The organism is Actinomadura scrupuli, from assembly GCF_050971785.1.
GTDB classification, from domain to species: domain Bacteria; phylum Actinomycetota; class Actinomycetes; order Streptosporangiales; family Streptosporangiaceae; genus Actinomadura_E; species Actinomadura_E scrupuli.
The window spans coordinates 16792-41109 of record NZ_JBPCCU010000014.1; the positions used below are offsets into that span (position 1 = coordinate 16792).

Annotated in this window: 26 protein-coding genes and 1 pseudogene; 11 read left to right on the top strand and 16 right to left on the bottom strand. The window is 66.2% G+C overall.

Features of this window, described 5'->3' with window-relative positions:
• Nucleotides 1-354: 354 nt before the first annotated feature.
• Both ACRYCC_RS40445 and ACRYCC_RS40450 read right to left on the bottom strand, forming a co-directional pair.
• A complete protein-coding gene (locus ACRYCC_RS40445) occupies nt 355-510 on the bottom strand; it encodes a hypothetical protein (RefSeq protein WP_433819394.1) in 156 nt (51 codons plus the stop codon).
• Nucleotides 511-906: 396 nt separating this feature from the next.
• Nucleotides 907-1531, bottom strand: a pseudogene (locus ACRYCC_RS40450) (transposase family protein); the annotation flags it as partial.
• Between the two features lie 264 nt (nt 1532-1795).
• On the opposite strand from ACRYCC_RS40450, the gene ACRYCC_RS40455 reads away from it, so the two are divergent.
• On the top strand, nt 1796-2290 hold the full coding sequence (locus tag ACRYCC_RS40455) for a hypothetical protein (protein ID WP_433819395.1): 495 nt from the start codon (nt 1796-1798) through the stop codon (nt 2288-2290).
• Here ACRYCC_RS40455 and ACRYCC_RS40460 read toward each other — a convergent pair.
• On the bottom strand, nt 2248-2880 hold the full coding sequence (locus tag ACRYCC_RS40460) for an oligopeptide/dipeptide ABC transporter ATP-binding protein (protein ID WP_433819396.1): 633 nt from the start codon (nt 2878-2880) through the stop codon (nt 2248-2250). The genes ACRYCC_RS40455 and ACRYCC_RS40460 overlap by 43 nt on opposite strands.
• Nucleotides 2881-3021: 141 nt before the next feature.
• Here ACRYCC_RS40460 and ACRYCC_RS40465 point away from each other — a divergent pair, with 141 nt between their 5' ends.
• The 3 genes from ACRYCC_RS40465 to ACRYCC_RS40475 all read left to right on the top strand — a co-directional run bounded on the left by ACRYCC_RS40465 (nt 3022) and on the right by ACRYCC_RS40475 (nt 4681).
• The gene (locus ACRYCC_RS40465; protein ID WP_433819397.1) at nt 3022-3384 is read left to right on the top strand and encodes an ArsR/SmtB family transcription factor; all 363 of its coding nucleotides are present in this window, start codon (nt 3022-3024) and stop codon (nt 3382-3384) included.
• Nucleotides 3385-3502: 118 nt separating this feature from the next.
• Entirely contained in the window at nt 3503-3946 is a 444-nt protein-coding gene (locus ACRYCC_RS40470) for a hypothetical protein (protein ID WP_433819398.1), read from the top strand.
• A gap of 18 nt (nt 3947-3964) precedes the next feature.
• A complete protein-coding gene (locus ACRYCC_RS40475) occupies nt 3965-4681 on the top strand; it encodes a DUF998 domain-containing protein (RefSeq protein WP_433819399.1) in 717 nt (238 codons plus the stop codon).
• Between the two features lie 1064 nt (nt 4682-5745).
• Here ACRYCC_RS40475 and ACRYCC_RS40480 read toward each other — a convergent pair.
• The 11 genes from ACRYCC_RS40480 to ACRYCC_RS40530 are packed head-to-tail and all read right to left on the bottom strand — an operon-like array spanning nt 5746 to nt 15425.
• Nucleotides 5746-7194 carry an aldehyde dehydrogenase gene (locus tag ACRYCC_RS40480; protein ID WP_433819400.1) on the bottom strand — a complete coding sequence of 483 codons (1449 nt, stop codon included), beginning with the start codon at nt 7192-7194 and terminating at the stop codon, nt 5746-5748.
• Between the two features lie 39 nt (nt 7195-7233).
• On the bottom strand, nt 7234-7554 hold the full coding sequence (locus ACRYCC_RS40485) for a hypothetical protein (protein ID WP_433819401.1): 321 nt from the start codon (nt 7552-7554) through the stop codon (nt 7234-7236).
• 26 nt (nt 7555-7580) lie between these two features.
• Nucleotides 7581-8840, bottom strand: a complete 1260-nt coding sequence (locus ACRYCC_RS40490) for a metal-dependent hydrolase family protein (protein WP_433819402.1) — start codon at nt 8838-8840, stop codon at nt 7581-7583.
• Nucleotides 8837-9169: a hypothetical protein gene (locus tag ACRYCC_RS40495; protein WP_433819403.1), complete on the bottom strand. Its 333-nt coding sequence runs from the start codon at nt 9167-9169 to the stop codon at nt 8837-8839. The genes ACRYCC_RS40490 and ACRYCC_RS40495 overlap by 4 nt, the downstream gene beginning before the upstream one ends.
• A gap of 5 nt (nt 9170-9174) precedes the next feature.
• Complete coding sequence (locus ACRYCC_RS40500) at nt 9175-10446, bottom strand: aromatic ring-hydroxylating oxygenase subunit alpha (RefSeq protein ID WP_433819404.1); 1272 nt, start codon at nt 10444-10446, stop codon at nt 9175-9177.
• A gap of 42 nt (nt 10447-10488) precedes the next feature.
• On the bottom strand, nt 10489-11331 hold the full coding sequence (locus ACRYCC_RS40505; RefSeq protein ID WP_433819405.1) for a TauD/TfdA dioxygenase family protein: 843 nt from the start codon (nt 11329-11331) through the stop codon (nt 10489-10491).
• Nucleotides 11332-11371: 40 nt separating this feature from the next.
• Nucleotides 11372-11707 (bottom strand): hypothetical protein, encoded by a 336-nt coding sequence (locus tag ACRYCC_RS40510; protein ID WP_433819406.1) that lies wholly within the window; start codon nt 11705-11707, stop codon nt 11372-11374.
• Complete coding sequence (locus ACRYCC_RS40515; RefSeq protein WP_433819407.1) at nt 11707-12969, bottom strand: aromatic ring-hydroxylating oxygenase subunit alpha; 1263 nt, start codon at nt 12967-12969, stop codon at nt 11707-11709. Before ACRYCC_RS40515 ends, ACRYCC_RS40510 begins: the two co-directional genes overlap by 1 nt.
• 2 nt (nt 12970-12971) lie before the next feature.
• The gene (locus tag ACRYCC_RS40520) at nt 12972-13604 is read right to left on the bottom strand and encodes a carboxymuconolactone decarboxylase family protein (RefSeq protein WP_433819408.1); all 633 of its coding nucleotides are present in this window, start codon (nt 13602-13604) and stop codon (nt 12972-12974) included.
• Nucleotides 13601-14368: an SDR family NAD(P)-dependent oxidoreductase gene (locus tag ACRYCC_RS40525; RefSeq protein ID WP_433819409.1), complete on the bottom strand. Its 768-nt coding sequence runs from the start codon at nt 14366-14368 to the stop codon at nt 13601-13603. The genes ACRYCC_RS40520 and ACRYCC_RS40525 overlap by 4 nt, the downstream gene beginning before the upstream one ends.
• A 13-nt stretch (nt 14369-14381) precedes the next feature.
• Nucleotides 14382-15425 carry a 2Fe-2S iron-sulfur cluster-binding protein gene (locus tag ACRYCC_RS40530; RefSeq protein ID WP_433819410.1) on the bottom strand — a complete coding sequence of 348 codons (1044 nt, stop codon included), beginning with the start codon at nt 15423-15425 and terminating at the stop codon, nt 14382-14384.
• Nucleotides 15426-15808: 383 nt separating this feature from the next.
• Here ACRYCC_RS40530 and ACRYCC_RS40535 point away from each other — a divergent pair, with 383 nt between their 5' ends.
• The 3 genes from ACRYCC_RS40535 (at nt 15809) to ACRYCC_RS40545 (ending at nt 18097) form a co-directional block, all read left to right on the top strand.
• A complete protein-coding gene (locus ACRYCC_RS40535) occupies nt 15809-16429 on the top strand; it encodes a TetR/AcrR family transcriptional regulator (protein ID WP_433819604.1) in 621 nt (206 codons plus the stop codon).
• A gap of 488 nt (nt 16430-16917) precedes the next feature.
• Nucleotides 16918-17739 carry a spirocyclase AveC family protein gene (locus ACRYCC_RS40540; protein WP_433819411.1) on the top strand — a complete coding sequence of 274 codons (822 nt, stop codon included), beginning with the start codon at nt 16918-16920 and terminating at the stop codon, nt 17737-17739.
• Nucleotides 17630-18097, top strand: a complete 468-nt coding sequence (locus ACRYCC_RS40545; RefSeq protein ID WP_433819412.1) for a spirocyclase AveC family protein — start codon at nt 17630-17632, stop codon at nt 18095-18097. The genes ACRYCC_RS40540 and ACRYCC_RS40545 overlap by 110 nt, the downstream gene beginning before the upstream one ends.
• A 65-nt stretch (nt 18098-18162) precedes the next feature.
• Here ACRYCC_RS40545 and ACRYCC_RS40550 read toward each other — a convergent pair whose 3' ends face one another.
• Nucleotides 18163-18765 carry a TetR/AcrR family transcriptional regulator gene (locus tag ACRYCC_RS40550; RefSeq protein WP_433819413.1) on the bottom strand — a complete coding sequence of 201 codons (603 nt, stop codon included), beginning with the start codon at nt 18763-18765 and terminating at the stop codon, nt 18163-18165.
• A 283-nt stretch (nt 18766-19048) separates the two neighbouring features.
• Between ACRYCC_RS40550 and ACRYCC_RS40555 the strand changes: the two genes are divergently transcribed.
• From ACRYCC_RS40555 to ACRYCC_RS40565, 3 genes are read left to right on the top strand one after another with little or no spacing between them, the layout of a single operon-like run.
• Nucleotides 19049-20221: a spirocyclase AveC family protein gene (locus ACRYCC_RS40555; RefSeq protein ID WP_433819414.1), complete on the top strand. Its 1173-nt coding sequence runs from the start codon at nt 19049-19051 to the stop codon at nt 20219-20221.
• Between the two features lie 7 nt (nt 20222-20228).
• Nucleotides 20229-21062: a CbbQ/NirQ/NorQ/GpvN family protein gene (locus ACRYCC_RS40560; protein WP_433819415.1), complete on the top strand. Its 834-nt coding sequence runs from the start codon at nt 20229-20231 to the stop codon at nt 21060-21062.
• Nucleotides 21059-22765: a nitric oxide reductase activation protein NorD gene (locus tag ACRYCC_RS40565; RefSeq protein ID WP_433819416.1), complete on the top strand. Its 1707-nt coding sequence runs from the start codon at nt 21059-21061 to the stop codon at nt 22763-22765. Before ACRYCC_RS40560 ends, ACRYCC_RS40565 begins: the two co-directional genes overlap by 4 nt.
• Nucleotides 22766-23043: 278 nt before the next feature.
• Here ACRYCC_RS40565 and ACRYCC_RS40570 read toward each other — a convergent pair whose 3' ends face one another.
• Entirely contained in the window at nt 23044-23883 is an 840-nt protein-coding gene (locus ACRYCC_RS40570; RefSeq protein WP_433819605.1) for an IS5 family transposase, read from the bottom strand.
• A 44-nt stretch (nt 23884-23927) separates the two neighbouring features.
• Between ACRYCC_RS40570 and ACRYCC_RS40575 the strand changes: the two genes are divergently transcribed.
• Nucleotides 23928-24227, top strand: a complete 300-nt coding sequence (locus tag ACRYCC_RS40575) for a Pycsar system effector family protein (RefSeq protein WP_490885261.1) — start codon at nt 23928-23930, stop codon at nt 24225-24227.
• Nucleotides 24228-24318 lie beyond the last annotated feature (91 nt).

Sequence of the window (24318 nt, forward strand, 5' to 3'; positions counted from 1 at the left end):
AGTAGTCGATCGATTACGTGCCGATATTGGAGCTTCCCCTTCCGTAGCACAGAGATCGTTTGGCGAACTTTGCGCCGCCCCAAGGTCGGGCCTTCGCGGTGCTGGTCGTAGTGCGGTTGGTGTGAAGCCGGTGAGGTGGTGTCCACCGGTATTGCTGTCACTCTCTTGTCGGGTACCTGGCTTCTACGGGATGTGGACTGGTGCTGCTCGCAGCCGCGTGAGTCTTTCCCGAGTTCTGCAACTGGCCACAGTCACAGCCGAGTCGGGGTGCGCGAGATCGCCCAGAGCTCCCGGACAGGCGAACCGGCTTTCTGGGTATCCGATGACCTGGACGTACTACGACTGGACGGCGGTCTAGGCCGGTGCGAAGGCCAGAATCAGGCCGGAGAGCACCAGCCCCCACAGCGTGATCGGCTGGGAGAGGTGATCAAGACCTGACTCATCTTCGTTGAGGTACAGCCCGGTCATGGAGCCCAGGAGCGCGGAGATGAAAAGACCGGCCAGCAGCACCGTGACGGCAGCAGCGTCTCAGCAAGATCAGACGGTATGCGCAACAGCGGCTGGCACGGTTCGTCAGCAGGAAGCACCGGCGCAGCAAGGCGTTCGGCTGGTGGGTCATGACGTCCTCCCGGCCGATCGACCTGGGTCTGATCAGCTTGTATGGAATCGTCGTCGCACCCAGGGCAGGAAAGCCCTGGCGGGAACGACCGAATGCCGGCGGTGAACGACGTCGGTGAGCCGTGTGCGGGAGAACCGCCTGCACGGTTCGATGCGGCGGGGGCTGGAAACGGAGCGTACGGCCACGGGCATCTGGGGTGGCACAGCTGACCGGGAAACCGGCGGAAGAAAGGCCCCAGGCCCTACCACCGGACAAGCGCCACCGCGCCAGCCCCCGACCCTACATCTTCATTTGGTCTGGTGGTGGAGGGTGAGGATGGCTTGGACGATGCTGGTCAGGCGGGCCGGTGAGCAGCGGGTCTTGCGCAGGATGTGCCAGGTCTTCAAGGTGGCCCGCGCCGCGTTCGCCGAGGGCGTTGATCTTGGCGTGGTGCCGGTTGTAGACCTTCTTGCGCCGCTCGAGTTTGCGTCCTTTGGGTTTGCGGTGCGGGGTGCCGATCGCTCCGCCGGCGCCGAGGTAGCCCTTGTCGGCGAAACAGGCGACGGCCCTGCTGGTCAGCGCCGCAACGATCCCGTGGGCGCGGGCCGCGGTCAGGTCGTGGGTCGAGCCGGGCAGTGCCGGTGAGGCCCAGACCAGCCGGCCGTGCGGGTCTGTCAGGAACTGGATGTTCATCCCGTGCCGGTGGTGCTTTCCCGAGTAGTAGCGCCGGTCGTCCTGGCCGCCGAGCCGGTCGGTGGGCACCAGAGTGCCGTCCAGGATCACATATGCCTTGCGGGCGGCGATCCGTAGGGCTTCGCGCAGGTCGGGAGCCAGCTCGGCGAGCAGATCAACGACCTCGCAGACATACCGGTAGGCGATCGCGACGCCGACCCCGAACCCCGCCGCCAGCTCGGCGTAGGTGAGGTTGCTCCTGGTTGTGCGATGTCATGGTCTACTCCGCACCTACCAGGAGCTTCATCCGTTCATGATCAAAACCTGCGCGCCGCAACCAGCCTGTGACCAGCAAGATCAGGATGGAAAAGGCTCTGTGCGTGCCCCGGGTGCGGGGTCGGGAGTGGTTCGCGGGGCGCTGGATTCAGTTGGGTCTTGGTGCGGTTGGGGCTGTTGCGAAGGAGGCGACGTAGGAGCGGGTGGTCTCGGCCACCCACACGCTTCCGAGTGCGCTGGTGAGTTCCTTTGAGGAGCCTGCGGAGCGGTGCGCACGATTCGGATGCCTTCGGCCTGGAACACCTCATCGAACAGAGCGGTGAATCGGTCCCGGTCTCTGATCAGGAACCGGAAGTCGCTGGTTCGCTCTCGCAGATCGAGCATCGGGTTGCGGGCCTGCTGGGCGACCCATCCGGCGGTCGGGTTCGCCGTGACACCGAGCACATGGACACGGCGGGTGGTGCGCTCGACCACGGCGAACACGTACAACCGGGCGAACGTAATCGTCTCTATATGGAAGAAGTCGGCGGCCAGAATCCCTTCCGCCTGGTTTTGAGGAACTGGGCCCAGGTCGGGTCGCTGCGCCGCGGCGCCGGACCGAATCCAGCCTACTTCGGGATCGCCCACACGGTGGCTGAGGAGACCTTCCGGCTCAGGCCGGCGATCTCCCCAGCGATCGCGGATAGACCCAGGCCGGATTCTCAGCGGCCAACCGCAGCACCAAGGCTCGGATGGTGGGCCTGATCGGTGGTCGTCCAGGCCGGCGCTTGGCGTAGGTCCACCGTCGCCTCACCAGATCGGCGTGCCAAGGCAGGAGCGTCCGCGGCGTGACGAACAAATGGTGTCGGCGGATCCGGAGTAGAAGCCGCCCCAGCGCGGGCAAGATCGCCCGGTCCGCCCATGACGGCCGGGGAGTGGAGACCTGGCGGCGGAGTACAGCGAGTTGATGGCGGAGTACAAGGATCTCTACATCTTTCGCTGCTTGTGATCGGGCGAGCAGTGCGATCCAGTTGGCCGGCAAGACGATCAGGTACAGCGCAAAGCCATCCCACGATCCTGCCCGAGCCGAGCCACAGAGCACGGCAAAACCCCAGAACAGGCCCTGTGACAGAGTTCTCGGCGCCTACGGGGTACGGCACTCGTCGCCCGCCTTCGCACCGGGGTGCGAAGGCGCACCCGGCACTGCGGTCGGCGATGCTCGGCGGGTCGCCGGGCAGCCCCGATGGCGCCAGCCGGGAGGCCGGGTCGCCGATCGTCGGGAACGCCTGCGCCAGCATCCTGGCGTAAGGGCGTCTGGGCTCGTCGATGAACTGCCGCGAGGCGCCGAAGTCCACGATCCCTGCTGGTGCGCGAACACGGGTGGGGGTGCACCGTCACGTCGCCACGTTCTACTAATCAACCGATCGGTTGACGGCACCCAGGCCCGTCCTCTATTCTTTAATCAACTAAATGGTTGATCAATCTTGAGGTTGACAATGCTGGACGAGCGGGACGGCAACGCACTGGACCGGGCCTTTCTTGCCCTGGCCGACCCGGTCAGGCGTGCGATCGTGGTGCGGCTCTCGCGCAGCAGTGCGACGGTCAACGAGCTTGCGGAGCCCTTCGCGATCAGCAAACAGGCGGTGTCGAAGCACATCCAGGTACTTGAACATGCAGGCCTCGTCGCCAGATCGCGGGACGCTCAACGGAGGCCCGTGCATCTGGACGCTGCAGCTCTCGAACACCTGACCGCTTGGATCGAACGCTATCGGCTCATCGCTGAGGGACGATTCCGACGCCTCGACGCCCTGCTTGACGCAACGAAGAGCACCGATGACGGCAAGGAGGAAGACCAATGACAATCCAGACAGCTATCACCACCCCTGGCTTGCCTTTCGCCGATATCGTCCGGGAGTTCGATGCGGCTCGACGGAACCCCTTCCCCAGCATCATCAGGCGAATCAAAAGGAAAGAGCAATGACCGATAGCACACACGGCACGCGATTGGCCGACGACGCGCTTCGAGCATTGGATCGGCTTGTCGGTACCTGGAGTATCAGCGGCGACGCGTCGGGAAACGTCACCTACCAGTGGATGGACGGCGAGTACTTTCTCATCCAGTCAGGAGAGGTCGAACTCTTCGGGAACCGCAACCGATTCACGGAGATTATCGGCCGAGAGCGGCCGTTCGGCGCCGAACCCAGTGCCGAAATCAAATCCCGCACGTACACGACCGAGGGCGACACCCTTGATTATGTCTACGAGATCGACAGAGACACCCTGACCATCTGGGGCGGTCATCGAGGGTCCGACATGTTCTTCAGGGGCGACTTCAACGCGGCCGGAAACATTCTCGACGGCGCCTGGGTATGGCCGGGTGGCGGATACACAGCGACCAGCACGAGGCAAGATGTCGCCTAGCGGCAGAGGAGAGTCAGGATGAGGATAAAAGCATCGACTAGTGAGCCCCGACGGAATTCCATCACAGGGTCCGCAGAGGTTTCTGGCAGCTGGACGCAAACGCTGTTGACGTGCGGAGTTGTCGCAGGCCCGCTGTTCTTCGGAACCGTCATCGTGCAGGCCGTCAATCGAGAGGGATTCGATCCAAGGACTCATCCACTCAGCCTGCTCAGCCTGGGGGACCTCGGGTGGGTCCAGATCGCGAACTTTCTCCTCGTCGGGCTGCTCGTCTCGGCCTCCGCAGTAGGGATCCGTCGCGCTCTGCGTAGTGAGCATGCGGGTACATGGGGGCCACTACTGATCGGTGTGTACGGGGTCGCGTTGATCTGGGCGGGGCTCTTCCCCGCCGACCCCGCCGACGGTTTCCCAATTGGCACACCGAACAGCGGCGTCGGCCAGCCGTCTTGGCGCGGTCTTCTGCACCTCGCGGCGCCGACGGTGATGGGAATCGCGTTGGACGCGGCGTGCGTCGTCTTCGCACGCCGCTTCTTCAAGCTCGGGGAGCCAGGCTGGGCCGTCTACTGCCTGGTGACCATTGCAGGGGACTTCAGCGCTGGGATCGCCGCGGCTCTCACCCAGGACTTCAGATGGCTCCTTCTCGGTGGCGCGTTGACCTGGGGATGGGCATCCGTCATTGCGGGACGACTGCTCATTGAACGCAGTCAAGCACGTGCATGGAGCAGCCGGCACGCCTAAATGCCCACAAACCGGATTGAAGACTTCCCGACAAAATCGAGTATGCCCAGGTCAAGCGAGCGCGCCCGGCAGGATTCGAACCTGCGACCGTCGGATTAGAAGTGACCCTGGACAGGTGCCGGTGCGTGTCGGGCGGTGCCGCGCGGTGTCGGTTCGTGCCGTTTCGGCCCGGTGTCAGCTGATTTTCGTGTCGTGCTGGGTCGGACGCTGCCACATCGTGTCATGGCGTTTGGAGCAACCATGGAGCGACCACGGGGACCGTCGCCCGGTGATCGGATCCCGGCGAACGGGGGTGTATCGGGAATCTTGCATGCCCGGTTCGGGTCGAAGTGGTTCGTGGGGCACCCGGCTTTGGCCTGGGGCGGTGAGGGGCCGGACGAAGACCGCGACTGCATGTGCGTCCGCCGCCGGGGCTGGGGGGATGAACACCGTCAGCCGTCAGGCGGTGGTGGTCTCAATTCACAACACCAGGCCTCTCAGCGGCGAAAACGTGTATACCACCTCCGTGGACGCGACCGTGGGTTGAGCGACATTTGTTGGTGGAAGGCTTCGGCTCCGCTGGTATCGGACGGGAGGCCGGCTGAGGTCAGAGCGTGGGTCTTGAACGCCAGGGCGGCTTTGCTCGGCGTGTAGCGGGTCGGGTCGCCGTGCGGAGAAGGGTCGAGCCGGCCGGGCCACAGTCTGATCTCGTTGGCTCCTTGGCTGAGGGCACGGGAGAGTTCCCGGCGTAGGCGCTGGTCGGTCTGGTAGAGAGTGGCGTTGACCGCGATGACCCTGGGGCGAGTGCCGCGGGTGGTGGTGGCCAGGGCTTGGTCGAGGCCGACGATGGAGCGGGCTCCCAGGATGTGCAGGGGGTGTGGTCTGCGTGTTCGCTGATGAGGCAGTAGATGTCCCAGCCTTCCGTCGCGCGGTCGAACATCCAGCCGCCGACGTGTTGGATGGTGTCGATGGTGCTTGGGGCGATCAGCACTGCGCGATGGCGCAGGCGGCGGATCTGGGGCCGGTTCCCGCGGTGAGCACTGTGGCCGGTCGGGGTGGGCATGTGGGTCTCCGGGCGGAGGGGTTCAGGAGGTTGCGACGGAGATGGATTTGGTTTCGAGGTGGCTCTCGATGCCTTCGGGGCCGAGTTCCCGGCCGATGCCGCTGTCTTTGAACCCACCGAAGGGGGCTGCTGGGTCCATGGTGTAGGGCTGGTTGATGCCAAGGGTGCCGCTGCGGATGCGGCGAGCGGTGGCGAGGCCGCGGTCGGTGTCGGGGGTCCAGACGGAGCCGGACAGGCCGTAGCGAGTGTCGTTCGCGAGGCGGACCGCGTGGTCGTCATCGTCGTAGGCGATGACGGTGAGGACGGGTCCGAAGATCTCTTCTTGGGCGATGCGCATGGCGTTGTCGGCGCCGGCGAAGAGGGTGGGGCGGACGTACCAGCCGTGGTCGAGGCCGTCGGGGCGGGTGGTGCCGCCGGTGACGAGCGTGGCGCCCTCCTTCTGGCCGAGGTCGATATATTCCAGGACGCGTTCTTGCTGGCGGCGGGTGACAAGCGGGCCGATGTCGGTGGAGGGGGCGGACGGGTCGCCGACGGCCAGGCCGTCCATCATCGTGGTGATGGCTTCGAGGTGTTCGTCGTGCCGGGTGCGGGGAACCAGGATGCGGGTTTGGGCGACGCAGGCTTGGCCGCTGTTCATGAGGGCGGCGACTTTCAGGCCTGTGGCGACGGTCGCGGGGTCGGCGTCGTCTAGGACGAGGGCGGCGGATTTGCCGCCGAGTTCGAGGCTGACGCGTTTGAGGACGGAGCCGCAGGCCGCCGCGACCTGTGCGCCCACGGCGGTGGAGCCGGTGAAGGACACCCGATCGACGCCGGGGTGGGCGACCAGGTGGGCGCCGAGCTCGCCGTCGCCGGGCAGGATGCTGACGACGCCGGGAGGAAAGCCCGCTTGCTGGGTGAGGTCGGCGATCAGGTACGCGTCCAGAGGTGTCTCGGGTGAGGGTTTGAGGATCACTGGGCATCCGGCCAGCAGGGCGGGCACGAGCTTCATCACGGTGAGCAGGGTCGGCATGTTCCACGGGACGATCGCGGCGACTACGCCGACCGGCGTCTTCTGCAGGAGGATGTCCTGCCCGTAGTGGCCGAGGCGGGGCTCCTCCCAGGCGAGGTCGGCGGCGAGGTCGGCGAAGGCCCGCATCATGACACCGGGCAGGGCGGCGTGCGCCGATCGGGCGAAGGTGAGCGGCGCCCCCATCTGGGCGGTGATCAGACGGGCGATCTCCTCGCGGTGCGGCTCGTACAGGTCGGCGAGCCTGTGGATGGCCGCGACCCGTTCGGCGGGCGGTATCCGAGGCCAAGGGCCTTCGTTGAACGCCACTCGGGCTGCGGCGACGGCCCGGTCGACGTCCGGGGCGGCGGGTGCGGCGATCCGGGCGATGGCCCGCTCGGTGTGCGGGGAGGTCACCTCGATCGTGCGGCCGGTACTCGGCGGCACCCATGCACCGCCGATGAACAGCAATTCGTGTTCGCGCATGGATCCTCCGCGATCGGGGCGCAGGGTTCGGTCCGGTGGTCAGGGGGTGTGGGCGGCGATCTCGCGGCAGAACCACACCCTGGGCGGCGGGTCGTTGCGGACACCGACGGGCGGGGACATCTGGCCGGCTTTGGCGGCCTCGCTGATTTTGGCCTGGATGCCGGCGATGTCGTCGGTGTCGAGTTCGTAGATGGCGATGAACGGCCCGTCGTCTGCGAGCGCGGCGAATCTGCGGGCTGAGACGACTCCGTCGATGGCCGTCATCTCCTTGAGGTGGGTGCCTTCGTACCAGGTGTGGAAGGTTTCGGCCTCTTCGGGTGTGCTGGGGTGGGATTCGACGTACAGGATTCCCTTGGGCACGGTGGGTGGCCCTTTCTGGTCGCAGGTCAGGCGAGGGGGGCTGGTTCGGGTGCTTTGTGGATGTGGCCGTCTTTCATGACGAATTGCGCGTCCTGGAGTGCGGTGATGTCGCGGGTGGGGTCGCTAGGGACGGCGATGATGTCGGCCAGCAGCCCGGGGGATAGGCGGGCGCGATCGTCGGCTCCGATGAGGTCGGCGCTGGTGAGGGTGGCCGCCTGGATCGCCTGCATGGGGGTCATGCCGCGGTCGACCAGCGCCCACAGTTCCTTGGCGTTGTGGCCGTGCGGGATGGCGGGTGCGTCGGTTCCGCACGCGATTTTCACGCCTGCGGCGATGGCCTTGCTCAGGGTGCGCCGGGCACGGGGGAAGACCTCGGCGGCTTTGCGGCGGAGGGCGGGCGCGGCCTTGGAGATGTCCAGGCCTTCGGACAGGTAGCTGGTGGGGACGAGGAAGGTGCCGTGGTCGATCATCATCTGGAGGGTGTCGTCGCTGGCCAGGGAGCCGTGTTCGATGCAGTCGACGCCGGCGCGGATGCAGGCCCGGATCCCGGCGTCGCCGTGGGCGTGCGCGGCGACCTTGATGCCGGCGCGGTGGGCCTCGTCAACAATGGCGGCGAGTTCCTCGTCGGAGTACTGCTGGGCGCCGGCGGCGGTGCTGTGGGACATCACCCCGCCTGAGGCGGAGATCTTGATGACTTCCGCGCCGTGCTTGATCTGGTAGCGGACGGCCTTGCGGACTTCGGGGACGCCGTTGGCGATGCCCTCCTCGACGGTGAGCGGCATGATGTGCGGCGCGAGTTTCTGGAACATGGTGGGGTCGAGGTGGCCGCCGGTGGGGGTGATGGCGTGGCCGGCCGCGACGATGCGCGGTCCTTCGGTGTAGCCCTCGTCGATGGCGCGGCGGAGGTCGACGTCGAGGAGGTAGCCGCCGGTCTTGACCATCAGCCCGAGGTTGCGGACGGTGGTGAATCCGGCGAGCAGGGTGGTGCGGGCGTTGGCCGTGGCCCGCAGGGTCCGGTAGACGGGGTCGTCCTGGACGCCGTGCATGGGCTGGGGCAGCCCGGTGGGGGTGTCGGGGCCGCCGATGAGCAGGTTGATCTCCATGTCCATCAGGCCGGGCAGGAGGGTCATGTCGCCCAGGTCGATCCGGGTCGCGACACAGGGGGTGGCGGGAGGGTCGACCGCGGTGATGCGGTCGCCTTCCACGACGATCACGGCCGGGGAGCGGACTTCGCCCTTGTCGACGTCGATCCAGCGGTCTGCGGTCAGGACGGTCGGCACCGTCACGGGACGGGCTCGATGAGGCAGTCGAGGGCGGCGGCGCCGGTGTCGGGGACGCGCTGCTGGCTCCAGGCCTCCACGCAGAACGAAATGGTGATCATGGAGTAGAGCAGGTGCATCAGGTGCAGGACCTCCTCGGGCAGGTCGTCGAGGGGGTACTTGTCGCAGTGGGCGAGGGCGGCTTCGGCGCGGGGGGTGATCGCGTCGTAGAAGGCCTGGATGTCGCGCATCGGGGTGGCCAGCCGTTTGGCGTATCGCTGTGCCTCGGTGGGCAGGCACCAGTGGGCCGCGTAGGGTTCCAGGTCGGCGAACTCGCCGGGCAGCAAGGTGGTCATCGGCGTCATACCTTCGCCTGCTGGGTCGTGTAGTCGCGGATCCAGTCGGCGGTCACCTTGTGCATGTGCCGGCACAGGATCTCCTGGTCGTTGAGGTGGAATTCGGTGACGGCGCGGGATTCGAGCATCATCTGGGTGGCCTCCAGGGTGTTGGCGTCCTGGAGCCCGTACTCCTTGAAGGTGACCGCGGCCATCTCGTGCGCGACGCGTTCGCGCGGGGTCGTGGCGGGGATGAAGTAGAGGTTCCCCTCGAAGGTGTGGGTGTTGTAGGAGGTGGGCCAGTACTGGTAGGTGAGGTACCAGCCGCCGGACCAGATGAGGATGGTGAAGTTGGGCCACAGCTGGAAGGAGTCCAGGCCCCAGGGGTCGCAGCCGGCCGGGTTGACGCCCGCGGGGAGCTTGTCGATGCCGAGGTCGGGCTTGTCCCAGGGCCCGAACAGGCCGCTGCGGGTGATGTCCTCGGTCGGTTTGCGCATGTCGGGGGCCAGTTCCCACGCCACGATGCCGGAGGTGCTGACCAGGCGGTGCGGGCCTTCGATCCGGTAGTGCGGGGCCTCGAACCCGGTCTGGGCCGCGGCGGCGGAGAAGGCGTCCGGGGTCTGGCTCGAGTGCAGGACGGGCGCGTGGTAGAACTCCTGGAAGGCGTCCATGTACAGCTTCCAGTTGGCGCCGACCTCGGATCGGTACTGCCACCGTTCGGTCATCTTGTCGAAGGGGTAGCCTTCGAGGTTGGTGATCATGGGGCCGAGGAAGTCGGTGAGGGACTGTTCGGGCTCGCGGGCGAGGTTGACGAAGATGAACCCCGACCACACCTGGCAGTGCACCGGTACGAGACCGGTCGAGTCCTTGTCGAGGTCGAAGAACTCCCCTTCCTGCTGGACGAAGGTCAAGGCGCCGTCGAGGCCGTAGCGCCAGCCGTGGTATTTGCAGGTGAACTGGCGGCAGGTGCCGGAGGTCTCCTCGTGGGGGAACTCGTTCCACACGAGCTTGTTCCCGCGGTGCCGGCAGATGTTGTGGAACGCCCGGACCTTCTCGTCGGTCCCGCGGGCGATGATGATGGAGGCCTTGGCGGCCTCGATCTCCTTGGTGAAGTAGCTGCCTTTGCGGGACAGTTGCTCGATGCGGCCGACGTTCAGCCAGGCTCGCTTGAAGATCGCCTCGCGTTCCAGCTCGAAGAACTCCGGGGAGATGGAGTCCTCGTAGGAGAGCGGAGCGGTGCCGAGCTCGGGGTAGTGCTCGGTCCAGCTGCCCTCGGGCGGCTTCGGCCATCGGGCCATGGTTCCTCCTGGGGGTGGGGCGGACGCCGGGGGGCGAGGGGGTCATTGGATGGGTTCGTCGCCCAGCACGGTGGTGCGGAGCATCTCCCGGGGGGAGGTGGGGTCGTAGGGGGCGGCGCGGTGGATGACGCCCCGGTTGTCCCAGATGACGGTGTCCCCGACGGTCCATTCGTGCCGGTAGACCCGGTCGGGGGTGGTGCAGCGGGCCAGGAGCTCGTCCAGCAGGGCGCGGCCGGTGTCGCGGTTCATGCCGATGACGTGGTCGGTGGAGGCGCCCAGGACGAGGGAGCGGCGTCCGGATTTGTGGGTCCAGACCAGCGGGTGCTCCTTCACCGGGCGGCGCCGCCATGCCGCCAGTTCGACAGGAGTGGGGTCGGGGGTGACCATCCGCTGGGACGCCTCCAGGGAGTGCACGACGCGCAGGGCCGCGAACCTGTCCTTCTCGGTGTCGGTGAGGGCGTCGTAGGCGGCGTAGCAGCTCGCGAACTCGGTTTCGCCGCCGCGTGCGGCGACCTGATGAGCGCTCAGCATGGTGGCCTTCTGCGGATAGGCGTCGTCCTGGGGGGTGCACCCGTCGATGTGCCAGTCGAAGGTGGCGCGCAGGTAGGCCGCGGAGGAGTTCTTGGCGGTGTCGAGGCTGACGCGGTAGATGCCCGCGACGTCGTGGTGCCCGGGCGAGGTGTCGATGTCGCCGAGCTTGCGGCAGAACGCGACCTGGGTTTCCGGGTCGAGGTGCAGGCTGGGGAAGACCAGGACGCCGTTGTCCTCCAGCGCGTCCATGACCGCGGCGGGCAGGGAGTCGTCGGCCAGCAGCCGCTCGACGTCGACGCCGCGGACCTGTGCGCCGACCTCGTGGCCGAGCTTGTCGACCGTGATCGGTGACATGGTCGTTCCTTTCGATCGTTTCCATCGAGCGGGGCCGGCCTCACGGGAACGGTTCCTCGATCCGCTCCAGCTCGGCGTCGGCGGCGTCGACCGCCTTGGGCTGGTGGAAGATCTCGACCGACATGGAGACCATCACCAGCGAATAGATCAGGTGCAGCAGCCGCAGGGCGTCCTCGGGCAGGTCGTCGAGCGGGAATGCATCGCAGTAGGCGATCGCCTCCTCCAGCCGGGGGAAGAACGCGTCGTAGAAGCCCTGCATCTCCGCCATCGTGGACGCCTGCCGCCGGGCGTACCGCTCGGTCTCGCTCGCCAGACACCAGGTCGCGGCGAACGGCTCCAGCTCGGCGAACGCGGGAGGCAGCATACGGCCGGCCATCACGCCTGCCTCCTCTGCCGGTAGGCGCCGACCCAGTCGGCGACGACCTTGTGGAAGTGACGGACCAGGATCTCCTGATCGTTGACGGGGAACCCGTCGATCACCCCGTTGGCGTAAGCGGATTCCAGCGCCGTCTGGGTGCCGGTGAGCATGCCTGCGTCCTGGAGCGCGAACTCCTTGAACACCACGGACGCCACCTCATGCTCGATCCGCTCGCGCACCGTGGTGGCGGGCTGGAAGCACAGCATCCCCTCGAAGCGATGCGTGCTCGGCGAGGTTGGCCAGTACCGATACAGCAGATACCAGCCGCGATAGATGAGGATTTCCACGTTCGGAAAGATCTGAAAGTTGTCGATGCCCCACGGCTCGATCTTGCCGGGATTCAGACCGGCCGGAGGCTCGCCGATGTCAGGCGACTCCCACGGGCCGACCAGGCCGCTGCGAGTGACCCGCTCAACCGGATACATGTACTCCGGCGGCAACGTCCACCGCCGCGCACCACCCGTGCTGACCATCCGGTGCGGGCCGTCCACCTGGTAGTGCGCGCACTCGAAGCCCGCTCCGGTGCGGACGGCGGTCGGAACCTGCTGCGGGTGCAGCGACGGCACGTGGTAGTACTCCTGGAAGGCGTCCGCGAACAGCTTCCAGTTGCTCCGGTTGTCGGCGCGGAAGACGTACCGCTCGGTCATCTGGTCGAAGGGGTAACCGTCCAGAGCGGTGATCATGGGGCCGAGGAAGTCGGTGAGGGACTGTTCGGGCTCGGGCGCCAGGTTGACGAAGATGAATCCCGACCACACCTCGCAGTGCACCGGCACCAGGCCGGTGGTGTTCTGGTCGAGGTCGAAGAACTCGCCCTCCTGCTGGACGAAGGTCAGCTCACCGTCCAGCCCGTAGCGCCAGCCGTGGTATTTGCAGGTGAACTGGCGGCAGATGCCGGAGCTCTCCTCGCGCGGGAAGTCGTGCCACACCAGCTTGTTGCCGCGATGCCGGCAGATGTTGTGGAAGGCGCGGACTTTCTCGTCGGTGCCCCGCACGATGATGACGGAGGCCTTGGCGGCCTCGATCTCCTTGGTGAAGTAGCCGCCCCTGCGGGACAGTTGCTCGATGCGGCCGACGTTCAGCCAGGCTTGCTTGAAGATCGCCTCGCGTTCCAGCTCGAAGAACTCCGGCGAGACCGAGTCCTCGAACGAGATCGGCCCCGTGCCGAGCTCCGGATAGTGCTCCGTCCAGCTGCCCTCGGACGGCTTGGGCCAGCGTGCCATGCTCATTCCTCCGTTCCGCGAAGTTCAGGTACCGAACCCGCGTCCATCTCCGGGTCGAGTTCCAGGCCGACGCTGTTGAAGACCATCGCCAGGCACAGGTAGCTGCCGACGACGAAGGGAACCTCCAGAACCTGGCGGGTGTCCAGATGCGCGGCCAGACCATCCCAGGTGGCGTCGTGCATCCGGTTGCCGCGAAGGAGCTGGTCGGCCGCCGCCAGCAGCAGGCGCTCCAGCGGCGTCCACAGGCCCGACGGCTCATCCGCGGTGAGGGCTGCGATGTGCGCCTCGGTGAGCCCCAGGGATCTGCCGATCCGCACGTGCTGGACCCACTCGTACTGCGAGCGGGCTCGCCAGGCGACGCGGAGGATCAGCAGTTCACGCAGACGCGGAGCGAGCGCCGGCTCGTCGAGGAGCACACCGTTGTAGCCGAGCCAGGCCGCGGCCAAGCGCGGGTGGTGTCCCAGGAGGCCGAGGACGTTCGGCATGCGCGGGGCGTCGGCGTCATGGGACAGATAGCGATCGGCGAGCTTGACTTTGCCGCGCAGCATCGCCTTGGCGGCCTCGTCCCACTGATCTGGCGGCAGTGGGCTCAGGCGGGGTGAGGTCCGTGCCCCGGCCTCCGGGTGCTCGCTCATATGACGGCCCCACCGTTGACGCCAAGTACCTGGCCGGTGATGTAGCCGGCCTCGCCAGAGCACAGGAACGCGCAGGCGGCGGCGATGTCCTCGCCGCTGCCGAGGTGGCCTACGGGGATCGCCTTGGCCATGACGTGGTTGCCGGGCAGGTCACCTGACGCCTGTGAGCTGCGGGACATGGGCGTGTCGATGCCGGACGGCGGGATGGTGTTCACCGTGATCCCGAACGCGGCGTACTCGCGGGCCAGCGCCTTGGTCATCGCGATGACCGCCCCCTTGGAGGCCGTGTAGTGGACCATGCGCGGGGAACCTCTCTGGGCGCTGGAGGATGAGATCGTGACGATCCGCCCCCACCGGCTCTGGAGCATGTCCGGGACGACGGCCTGGACGCAGTGGAAGGTGCCGGTCAGGTTGACCTCGATGACCTTGTTCCAGGAGGCGACCGTGATGTCGGTGAACGATTCGAACGCCACCAGCCCGGCACTGGTCACCAGGATCTCCACCGGCCCGAACCGGCCGCGGACCGTCGCCAGAGCCTCCTCGACCGCGTTCCGGTCGGTCACGTCGGTCTCGCACGCCAGCGCCGCCGCGCCCGCGGCCTTCAGGTCCCCGGCAGCCCGCCGCGCGGCCGATCCGTCCAGGTCCATGATCGCGACTCGGTGACCGTCCGCGGCCAGCCGCCGGCAGACCGACAAGCCCATCCCCGACGCGCCGCCGGTCACCACGGCGACCCTCGCGGTCTGCGGCATGACACGTTGCTCCACAGGCTCGGCTCTCCTAGGCGTAGACGACGCGAACGGACGGACTCGTGGGCACGGCCTGGCAGGTCAGCACCCAGCCGTCGTCGACCTCCTCGGGCGTCAGCGCCTCGTTGTTGCGCATCACCGCGGTGCCTTCCACGACACGGGCCATGCACGTCGCGCAACTGCCGCTCTCACACGACGACGGCGGTTTGAGCCCCAGGGCCCGCGCGGCCTGAAGGATCGTCGAACCCGGCCGGGGCTCACCCCTGACGGTCTGCCGTCCGAGCCGGATCGACACGCTGACCTGCGGTGTGCCGCCGCCGGGCTCTTGATCGGCGCCAGCGTCGGATGCATGGGTGAACCGCTCGATGTGGACGCGGGACTCGTGGATGCCGGCTCCGGTCAGCACGCCTTGGACATGGTCCATGAACGGATTGGGCCCGCACACGAAGAACACCGCATCACCGCCTGTCCCCAGGAAGGCGCGGACGGCCTCCTGCTCGAGATAGCCCGAGTCGCAGTCGTAGTGGAACGCCAGCGCTATCCGGTCCTCGTACCGCTCCTTCAGGTCCGCCAACTCGGTGCCGAAGATCACCGAGTCGCGGTCCCGGTTCGCGTAGAGGAGACGGACTCTGCGTGCCGACCCTGCCAGGGCCGTCTTGATGATCGAAAGCACGGGCGTGATGCCGCTGCCTGCGGCGAACGCCACGATGTCACCGGCGCCGCCGTCCGCCACGAACGTGCCTGACGGCACTGTCGCCACGAGCTCGTCGCCGGGTGCGAGCGCGTCGTTCATCCAATTGGAGACGACGCCGCCCGCAACGCGCTTGACCGTGACCCGCATCCGCTCGTCCACCAGCGGCGACGACGACATCGAATACGACCGCAGATGCGCCACGCCATCGAGCTCCACGCGGAACGTCAGGAACTGGCCGGCCCGGTAGGCGTACTTCTCCGACAGGCCATCGGGGACAGAGAGGATGAACGAACTGGCATCCGCCGTCTCACCCACGACCTCGGCAACCCTCAATGAATACAATCCGCGATCGCGGAAAAATTCATCGAACCTGCCGACCATTTCATCTCCCTGGACATCTCAGCGATCAGGACAGCATCTTTCACGGGCGAACCGGCCACGGCCTTGAAAGTACCGAGAGAACCCCGAACACAATGGATTACTCGGAGGAAATAAGCTCGCCGGGCAAGAAATTAGTCGATCGACTAGGATGATTCTTAGCGAGGGCCGAGCGGCCTGTCAAGAGGCCCATCGGCCAACCCGCGACGTGATGGATTGCTTACTTCACGTAATACCTCCAGGTAGGCGACCGAAGGGATGCGCGTCGTCGCAGATGGCGGTATCCCCAGAGCGGCACGTTCGCTCCGCCCAGACCGGCGCTGCGATGCCCTGGTCGGCGACGGTCCCGGTGATCGACATGGGAGAATGAAGGGCAAGGCTTGGCGATGCCTGTCGCCGCGCAAGAGGGGCATATCTGCATGAAGCTTGAACGCAATAGCAGCGCAGAAAGTCGGAGAATGCGTGAGGCCATCCTTGACGCGGCAGAGCAGATCATGCTCGAAGAGGGCTACGCCGCGGTCAGCACACGCCGGGTCGCCACCAGGGCGGGCGTCAACCAGGGGATGGTCTACTACCACTTCGGCGTCATGGACGACCTGTTCATCGAACTGTTCCGCCGCGGGGCTGACGAAAGCTTCCAGCGCCAAGCCGAGGCGTTGTCCTCACCACAGCCCCTGTGGGCCCTGTGGGACATGATGCACGATCAGTCCCACACCGCCCTCACGATGGAGTTCGTCGCGCTCGCCAACCACCGGAAAGCCATCCGGGGCGTCATCGCCGAATCGTCACGCAAGTTCCGCCGCCTCCAGGAAGAAGCGGTGACCCGCATCCTCAAAGAACGCGGAGCCGACACCGGCGCCTGGCCGCCCCTGGCTCTGATCCTCTTCCTGTCCAGCGTCTCCCGCTTCCTGCTCATGGAGCAGTCCTTCGACATCTCCGCCGGACACGACCAGATGATCGCCGTCGTCGAGAGCTACCTGCGCGAGATCGAAGGCGAGCGTCGCTGACCACACCACGCCGTCACCGGCCCTTGATCGTTGATGCGGCCCCCGCCCGACGCGGACGACCCTCGCCCGGCGAGCCCGGGCGCGATCCGCTCACGGTGGCAGCGCTCAAGAATCTGGTCCACGCCCTGGGTCCCTGCCAGGGCGGCATCGGACACGACCTTCACTGGTAGAACCGGCGAGACCCGCACCGGTATGAGCTCGCCGGCACCGTCGGGATCCTGCCTGCGCAACCACTCCAGCGCCCGTTCTCGCAGCTCATCTAGCGAAAGACGGTCACTGCACGGGAATTAAAAACACTACTTCCCCTTTTAGATGCTGATGGGTATCTTTGTGGACCGCTGGATCCTGAAGGCGGGGTGATCAGTGACCGCCCTGCGGCAGGACGTTTGTGTGGCCCCGGCGACATCGAGCTCATTGCCTGGCCCGTATCCGGTGTTCAAGCGGATGCGTAAGCAGTGAACTGCAACGATTCAGAAGGAGACGATGTTGTGAGCGGACGGTCGGACAAGACGAATGCGCCTGTTGTCACCGAGTCGCTCGACGGGGCCGCGGTCGGTGCCCGGACCAAGCCGAGCAAGCCCGTTCAAATCTGGGCCGTCATCGGCGGAGCGATCCTGATTTTCCAGCTCTACGTGTGGATCCGGTGGGTGACCGGGCCCTACTTCGAGCGGGTGCCCGCGGGACCGAGTGATCCGCCGTCGTACATGAAGGTGATACTGACAGCGAACGTGGTCCTCATGTGGGTCTGGGCGCCAATCGCCCTGTGGTTGTTCATCATCAGGCCGTGGCGGCGCGAGCGGCGCATCACGCTGGACGGCATGCTCGTTGCGTCCATGGGTCTGATGTTCTTCCAGGATCCGTTGCTGAACTACGTCAATACGTGGTGCACGTACAACGCATGGCTGTTCAACCTCGGCTCCTGCTCCTCGAACATTCCTGGTTGGGTATCGCCTGAGGAGCCGGGCCATCAGGTGCCGGAACCCCTCCTGACGAACGCGCCGGGTTACACGTTCGGCGTTCTTTTGATCACGATCGCCGGATGCTGGGTCATGCGCAGGATCAAGGCCCGATGGCCGAAGATGAGCAACCTGCAGCTGATCGGCGTCACCTATCTGATAGCGATCCTCTTCGACTTCGTCCATGGAGGCCTGCATCATCCTGCCGGCCGGGATGTACTCCTATCCCGGTGCCATCCGATCCGTGTCGATCAACGCCGGCCACTATTACCAGTGGCCCATCTACGAAGGATTGATGTGGGTAGGCGTCCAGGCGGGCCTGTGCTGTCTGCGCTACTTCACCGACGATCGTAGCCGGACCGTCGTCGAGCGCGGCCTGGACAATATTCGCGGGGGCTTCGCGAGGCAACAGTTCACCCGCTTCCTCGCGATATTCGCCGCGGTCAGCGCACTCTTCTTCATCTTCTACAACGTCCCCGCGCAGTGGATCGGTCTGCACGCCGACCCTTGGCCCGCCGATGTCCAGAGGCGCTCCTACTTCAGCGGACCCGTCTGCGGCGAGGGCACAGATCAGCCCTGTCCCGATCCCCGCCTGCCGATACCCACCAAGCGCTCCGGCTACATCAACACCGACGGCGAACTCGTCCTCCCTCCGGGCGTGGAGATGCCGAGGACCGTTCCCCTCGAGCGGGGAAGGAAGGGAGGTTCGTGATTTGAATCTGCCGTAACGAGGCCAGAGCGCCGGGGTCGTATACGCTTTGCCAGGGCCGGTTCTGATCAGGGTAGTTTGATTACTGACATGTACATCTCGAGGACCGGCTTGTAAAGGTCGACGTCATCGAGTTGGCTGCCCAGGACGACGGAGTCGTTGGTGGCGATAAGCACATTCGCAAAAGTCGTTGCAGGGATCAGCAGGGTTCCACCGATGCGATCGATGCTCTCGCTGATGGAATTCGCAAGTGTCGCGATTACCTCTTTCCTTTTGGCTGCTATCCGTTCTCGGGCCTCAGGGTTGCGGAGTAGGTACAAGGTGAATTCCTGGCCGAGCGCGGCGTGCTCCGCCCCGCGGCCGTGGCTGACCTCGCGCCACCGCTGGGCGACTTCGTCGACTTCGCTCGCTCCTACCTCGGTCACTGCGGACAGCAGTTCGGTGCAGTTGTCGAGGTAGCGACGCCAGTAACGGTCGCTGACGGCCAGGAAAAGGTCTTCCTTCGCGCCGAAGTGTTTGTAGATTGCGCCTTTTGTAAAGCCCGCCGCGTAAGCGATGTCGTCGATGGTCGCCTGCGTGAAGCCCTTTTCGGCAAACACTTCCTCCGCGGAATCAAGAAGTAGCGAGCGGGTGTGATCGAGGCGCCGCTCCTTCGTCCAGCGTTCAACCATGTCAGCAATTATGCCATCCGTGCTTTGTGGGTTGGACGAGGTGGACGCTCGCCCCGGAGCCGAGCCGGTGCCACACCCCTGATGGCCTCAGGAGGGCGCGGGGCCTGCGCCCCGCGCGCAGCTCCCTCGGTAGAACCTGGAGATACCTATTCCCCTCTGAGATACCTTCGAGTATCTTCGTGGAGGCTTCGATATGAAGGAGGGCGATCAAGGACAGTCCGCGGCCGGCGCTCAAACGGACGCGTGCGCGCCGTACAGCAGACGATTCAAAGGAGACGGTGTTGTGAGCAGCCTTTCGGACAAGGCGAAGACGCCTGCTGTCACCGAGTCACTCGGCGCGATGGCCTCGCTCGGTGACCAGGTTCAGTCCAAGAGCAAGCTCGTTCGGATCTGGGCTGTGATCGGCGGTCTGATCCTGGCCTTGCAGCTCTACGTATGGATCAGATGGCTCACCGGACCCCACTTCGAGCGGGTACCCACAGGGCCGAGCGATCCGCCGATGCTCATGAAGACGATCCTCACCACGTGGACGGCCGTGACCATCATCGGCCTGCCGGTCGGCATCTACTACTTCATCGTCAGGCCCTGGCGCCGGGAGCGGCGCATCACGACCGACGGCATGCTCCTGGTGGCCTGCGGCCTGCTGTTCTTCCAGGATCCGCTGCTGAACTACTTCAACACGTGGAGCACCTACAACACCTGGATGTGGAACCGGGGCTCGTGGGTGCAGGACATCCCGGGGTGGCAGTCCTACGGAACACCGGGCCACATGATGGCCGAACCGGCGCTGATGAACGCGCCCGGCTATTCGTACGGAGTTCTGCTGTGCACGATCCTCGGATGCTGGGTCATGCGCCGCGTCAAGGCCCGCTGGCCCGGAATCAGCAACGTCGGACTGATCGGCGTCCTGATCGTCTGGTCGTTCTTCTTCGACTTCGTCATCGAGGGCCTGTTCCTGATGCCGATGGGGCTGTTCACCTACCCCGGCGCGATCAGGTCCCTGTCGATCAATGCGGGCACCTACTACCAGTGGCCGGTCTACGAAGGGCTCATGTGGGGAGGCGTCCAGGCGGGCCTGTGCGCGCTGCGCTACTTCACCGACGACCGCGGCCGGACGTTCGCCGAGCGGGGACTGGAGAACATCCAGGGCGGGTTCGTGAAAGTGCAGCTCACCCGGTTCCTTGCGATCTCCGCGGCGTGCAGCATGTTCTTCTTCGTCTGCTACAACGTCCCCGCGCAGTGGTTCGGAATGCACGCCGACTCCTGGCCCACGGACATCCAGAAGCGCTCGTACTTCATGATGGGCGTCTGTGGTGACCAGACCGGGCGGCTGTGCCCGGATCCCGCTCTGCCGATCCCGCACAACGGCTCCGCCACGATCACCCCGGACGGCAAGGCCGTCTTTCCGAAGGGCAAGAAGCTTCCGGCCATCGTTCCCTTCGACAGGAAGAAGTGAGACGTCCATGGACGGCACAGAGACGTTGACCAGCAGACCCGCCAGCGTTCACCTTGCCTCGGAAACCCCGTTCTACCGGGCGGTCGGCGATGAGGTGGAGGTCTTCCGCGCGGCGGCCCGCGGCGGTCTGCCGGTGCTGTTGAAGGGGCCCACGGGATGCGGGAAGACCCGCTTCGTGCAGGCCATGGCCCACGAGCTCGGCCGCGATCTGATCACCGTCGCGGGCCACGAGGACCTGACGTCGGCGGACCTGGTGGGCCGGTTCTTGCTCAAAGGCGGAGAAACGGTCTGGGCGGACGGGCCTTTGACCCGGGCCGTGCGCGAGGGCGCCATCTGCTATCTGGACGAGGTAGTGGAGGCGCGCCAGGACACCATCGTGGTCATCCATCCGCTCACCGACCACCGCCGCGAACTCGCTCTCGACCGGCTCGGCACGACACTGTCGGCGGCGCCCGGATTCCAGCTGGTGATCTCCTACAATCCCGGCTACCAGAGCGTGCTGAAGAACATCAAGGAATCGACGCGTCAGCGTTTCATCGCCATCGAGCTCGGCTTCCCACCCGCCGAGATCGAGACGCAGGTCGTCTCCCGCGAGGCCGGAATCGATCCCGAGACCGCAGGCGCTTTGGTCAGGCTCGCCAACGCCATCCGAAAGCTGGACGGCTCACCCCTGCGCGAAGTGTCCTCCACACGGATGCTGATCCTCGCCGGCGGTCTGGTCGCACACGGGCTGAACCTGCGCGGTGCCGTCCAGTCAGCCATCGTCCAAACCCTCTCCGACGATCCGGAAGTCGTCCGCGCCCTCGGCGAACTCGCCGACGCCGTCCTGCCCCCCACATGACCGCAACCGATAACAGCAGCCCTGACCGGTTTCGATTCCTGGCCACCTTCATCGCCGGCAGATCCGTCAACGTCACGCAGGCACGCGAAGGTGAGGCCGCTCATACGAACGGCCGGGTCATCTTCGTCTCTGCCGGCGGCTCTGCCGACCAGCAGCGCCGCGAGACGCTGGTCCAAAGCGCGTTGCTCGGTGCGGGCAGCCTGGACCAGCAGCGGGTGAGGGCACTGCGGGCGCGTCCCTCGACAGCACGGCGCTACCTCGCGCTCGAAGGGCGACGAGTACTCGCCGAACTCGCCGGACGAAATCCACTCGCGGCCACCCTCCTCCCGGGAGAACAACCGAGCACCCTGACCGCCGACGAGTCACTCGAACTGGCCCGAGGCCGGGCGAAGATAGCCGGCCCACCGGAATGGTTCGGTGTCATCAGACCCTCCAGATTGCTGGCTCCCTCTGCAGGACCGGGCGCGCGAGCCACCGACAAGGAACTGCGCTTGGAGTTCGATCCCATCGACCTGACCGAGGCTGATGACGACGGCGACCAAGAGCAGTCCGGAGAGAGTAAGATCCTCAAACTGTTCGAGAACCCGCTGTTCGCCTCACGGACCCTCATGGACGCCCTCCGCAAGCTGCTCGGCGGCTCACGGACTTCAGGGGAGGGCGCCGCCGGCGCGGAGGCGCAGGTCGGCTCCGTCCGGCGGGCGCACAAGCTCGGAGAACACGCGCGGCCTCTGCCCACCCGGATCCGTTTCACCGATGACGACAGGCCCGGCGCCGCCCTGGGCGTAGGTGGAGCCCTCCACCCAGAGTGGGACGTCCACAACAACCGATATCGGCCTGACTGGTGCCGGGTCATCGACTTTCCACTGACCGTCGCCGCGGACATCTCGGCCGCCGGGGTTCCACGCGACGACATGCTCAGGCGGCGCCTGTCCCGCATCGGCCTCGGCCCCAAACTTCTGCGCGCCCGTCCCGACGGCGACGAAATCGACATCGAAGCGCTCATCGACCTGTTCGTGGACGTACGCTCCGGCCACTCACCGCCCGAGAACATCTACCAACAACACCGCAAACTCACTCGCGACCTCGGCGTACTCATCCTGCTCGACGCCTCAGGATCCACCACCGACGCCGACCCGAGCGGCCTGGCCGTACACGACCACCAGCGCCGCGCGGCCGCGACACTGACCGCCACACTCGAAGAACTCGGCGACCGCGTCGCCGTCTACGCGTTCCGGTCACAGGGCCGGCACGCCGTCCACCTGCCGGCCATCAAAACGTTCGGACAACATTTCGACGCCCTCGGACGAGCCCGGCTCAACCAGCTCCAACCATCCGACTACACACGTCTCGGCGCCGGCATCCGCGGTGCAGGCGAAATCCTCAAAAACGAGGCCGGCACGCCGAACCGGCTCTTGCTCGTCCTCTCGGATGGATTTCCCTATGACGACGGCTACGAAGGCCGTTACGCCGAAGCCGATGTCGGTAAGGCCCTCGACGAACTCCGCATCGACGGCCTAGCCTGTCTCTGCCTGTCCATCGGACCCACGACCTCCACCGACGTGCTGGAACGTGTCTTCGGCTCCGCCGGCCACGCCAGCGCCGCAACCCTGGCCGACCTGAGCCCGCAGATGGACGAGTTGTTCCTGGCCTCCCTCCGACAACTCGCCGCACCGAAACAGCAACGAGCAGGCCGTCACCACTGAGATCCAGTCCAGTAGGCCACGCACGGTGCACGCCCTGGCCGCCGAACTGATCCAGCGACGCGGCGACGGACCCGGCATCGTCATCCTTGGCGCACAGAGCGACGGCAAAGCCGCGATGGCCACCTCGCTCAGCCCGGACTTGGCCTCCCCAGGTCTCCAAGCCCGCGACTCTTCACCGCCGCGGCCAAAGCGATCGGCGGGGGAGCAGGCGGCAAAGGCTCGTCGCCAACGCCGGAGGCCGCAACCCGGACGGACTGAGTGAGTGTTTGAGAAGCTTGTTATTCGGTGGGTCGTGGTCCGGGACGTGTGGCGTAGCCTCTGCGGGTCAGGCGGCGTGTCATGAGGCCGATGGCGGCCCAGCGGATCATGGCTTCGCTGGTGTGGGGGTCGCGTTCGTAGTCGCGGGCCAGACGGCGATGTGCGGTGAGCCAGGCCAAGGTCCTCTCCACCGCCCACCTGCGCGGCAGTACGGCGAAGCCTTTCTGGTCCGCGGGTTTGCGCACGATACTGACCGTGGTCCGCAGAGTCTTGGCGGCCCAGTCGACCAGACGCCCGGCGAAGCCGGCGTCTGCCCACACCAACCGGCACTTGGGCGCGGTCAGATACAGGCCCAGCAGGGCGCCCTTGGCGCCGTCTCGATCCTGCACGCTCGCCGCGACCACGGTCACGGTGATGAGCAGTCCCAAGGTGTGGGTGACGATGAACCGCTTGCGGCCGGCGACCTTCTTACCAGCGTCATAGCCGCGACTGTCGCGGGCGACGGTGTCGGCGGCCCTCACGCTCTGGGAGTCGATGATCCCCGCCGACGGATCGGCGTTCCGGCCCTCGGCCTCGCGGACCTGGGCGCGCAACGCGTCCAGCAGCCGCAGCGTGACCCGCTGTCTCTCCCACCGCACGAAGTACCAGTACACCGTCTGCCACGGCGGGAAATCCGCAGGCAGCTGCCGCCATGCACACCCGGTCCGCACGACATACAGCACCGCATCCACGATCGCCCGCCGCGAGTGCTTCTCCGGGCGGCCGCCCTCACCAGGCGGCGGAAGCACAGGCTCTACCAGCACCCACTCGTCATCGGTCAGATCCGAGGGGTACCGCGACGAGCCACCGCCCGCCTGGATGACAAGGGGGAGGGCGCCGTCGACATCGGGCTTTGGTGGTGGCGATGGTGCTGGCCGCGCTGAGCGCTCTGTCAGCGTTGGCGGCCGTCTATCCCCGCATCCCGATGGTCAAGCCGGTGTCGATGCTCTACTTCGACCACGTGTCCCGGCACAAGGACGCCGCCGAATATCACACCGCGGCGATGGACCTGTTCACCGAGCCAGATCTCCTGGCCCGCGCTCTGACCGATCAGATCTGGGCCTTCTCCAGACAGGCGCGCCGAAAATACACCCACGTCATGCTGGCGATGGTGCTACTCGGCGCCTCGGCCTGCCTGGGTCTGCCCACCCTGATCTTCATCTGAGGGCCGCCGCTGGCGGGGACGCGGGGCCGGTCCGGACCCGCCATCCAGGGCTCACCCTTCTCTCGGGTGGTGCTGCTCCGGAGCCTTTCGT

What these genes read in the sequence shown, in the direction of transcription:
- ACRYCC_RS40470 (WP_433819398.1), top strand. Translation starts at nt 3,503, where the DNA reads ATGACCGATAGCACACACGGCACGCGATTGGCCGACGACGCGCTTCGA.
- ACRYCC_RS40520 (WP_433819408.1), bottom strand. Translation starts at nt 13,604, where the DNA reads ATGAGCGAGCACCCGGAGGCCGGGGCACGGACCTCACCCCGCCTGAGC.
- ACRYCC_RS40500 (WP_433819404.1), bottom strand. Translation starts at nt 10,446, where the DNA reads ATGGCCCGATGGCCGAAGCCGCCCGAGGGCAGCTGGACCGAGCACTAC.
- ACRYCC_RS40475 (WP_433819399.1), top strand. Translation starts at nt 3,965, where the DNA reads ATGAGGATAAAAGCATCGACTAGTGAGCCCCGACGGAATTCCATCACA.
- ACRYCC_RS40575 (WP_490885261.1), top strand. Translation starts at nt 23,928, where the DNA reads ATGGTGCTGGCCGCGCTGAGCGCTCTGTCAGCGTTGGCGGCCGTCTAT.
- ACRYCC_RS40480 (WP_433819400.1), bottom strand. Translation starts at nt 7,194, where the DNA reads ATGCGCGAACACGAATTGCTGTTCATCGGCGGTGCATGGGTGCCGCCG.
- ACRYCC_RS40535 (WP_433819604.1), top strand. Translation starts at nt 15,809, where the DNA reads ATGCCTGTCGCCGCGCAAGAGGGGCATATCTGCATGAAGCTTGAACGC.
- ACRYCC_RS40505 (WP_433819405.1), bottom strand. Translation starts at nt 11,331, where the DNA reads ATGTCACCGATCACGGTCGACAAGCTCGGCCACGAGGTCGGCGCACAG.
- ACRYCC_RS40465 (WP_433819397.1), top strand. Translation starts at nt 3,022, where the DNA reads ATGCTGGACGAGCGGGACGGCAACGCACTGGACCGGGCCTTTCTTGCC.
- ACRYCC_RS40560 (WP_433819415.1), top strand. Translation starts at nt 20,229, where the DNA reads ATGGACGGCACAGAGACGTTGACCAGCAGACCCGCCAGCGTTCACCTT.
- ACRYCC_RS40565 (WP_433819416.1), top strand. Translation starts at nt 21,059, where the DNA reads ATGACCGCAACCGATAACAGCAGCCCTGACCGGTTTCGATTCCTGGCC.
- ACRYCC_RS40510 (WP_433819406.1), bottom strand. Translation starts at nt 11,707, where the DNA reads ATGGCCGGCCGTATGCTGCCTCCCGCGTTCGCCGAGCTGGAGCCGTTC.
- ACRYCC_RS40550 (WP_433819413.1), bottom strand. Translation starts at nt 18,765, where the DNA reads ATGGTTGAACGCTGGACGAAGGAGCGGCGCCTCGATCACACCCGCTCG.
- ACRYCC_RS40495 (WP_433819403.1), bottom strand. Translation starts at nt 9,169, where the DNA reads ATGACCACCTTGCTGCCCGGCGAGTTCGCCGACCTGGAACCCTACGCG.
- ACRYCC_RS40530 (WP_433819410.1), bottom strand. Translation starts at nt 15,425, where the DNA reads ATGGTCGGCAGGTTCGATGAATTTTTCCGCGATCGCGGATTGTATTCA.
- ACRYCC_RS40515 (WP_433819407.1), bottom strand. Translation starts at nt 12,969, where the DNA reads ATGGCACGCTGGCCCAAGCCGTCCGAGGGCAGCTGGACGGAGCACTAT.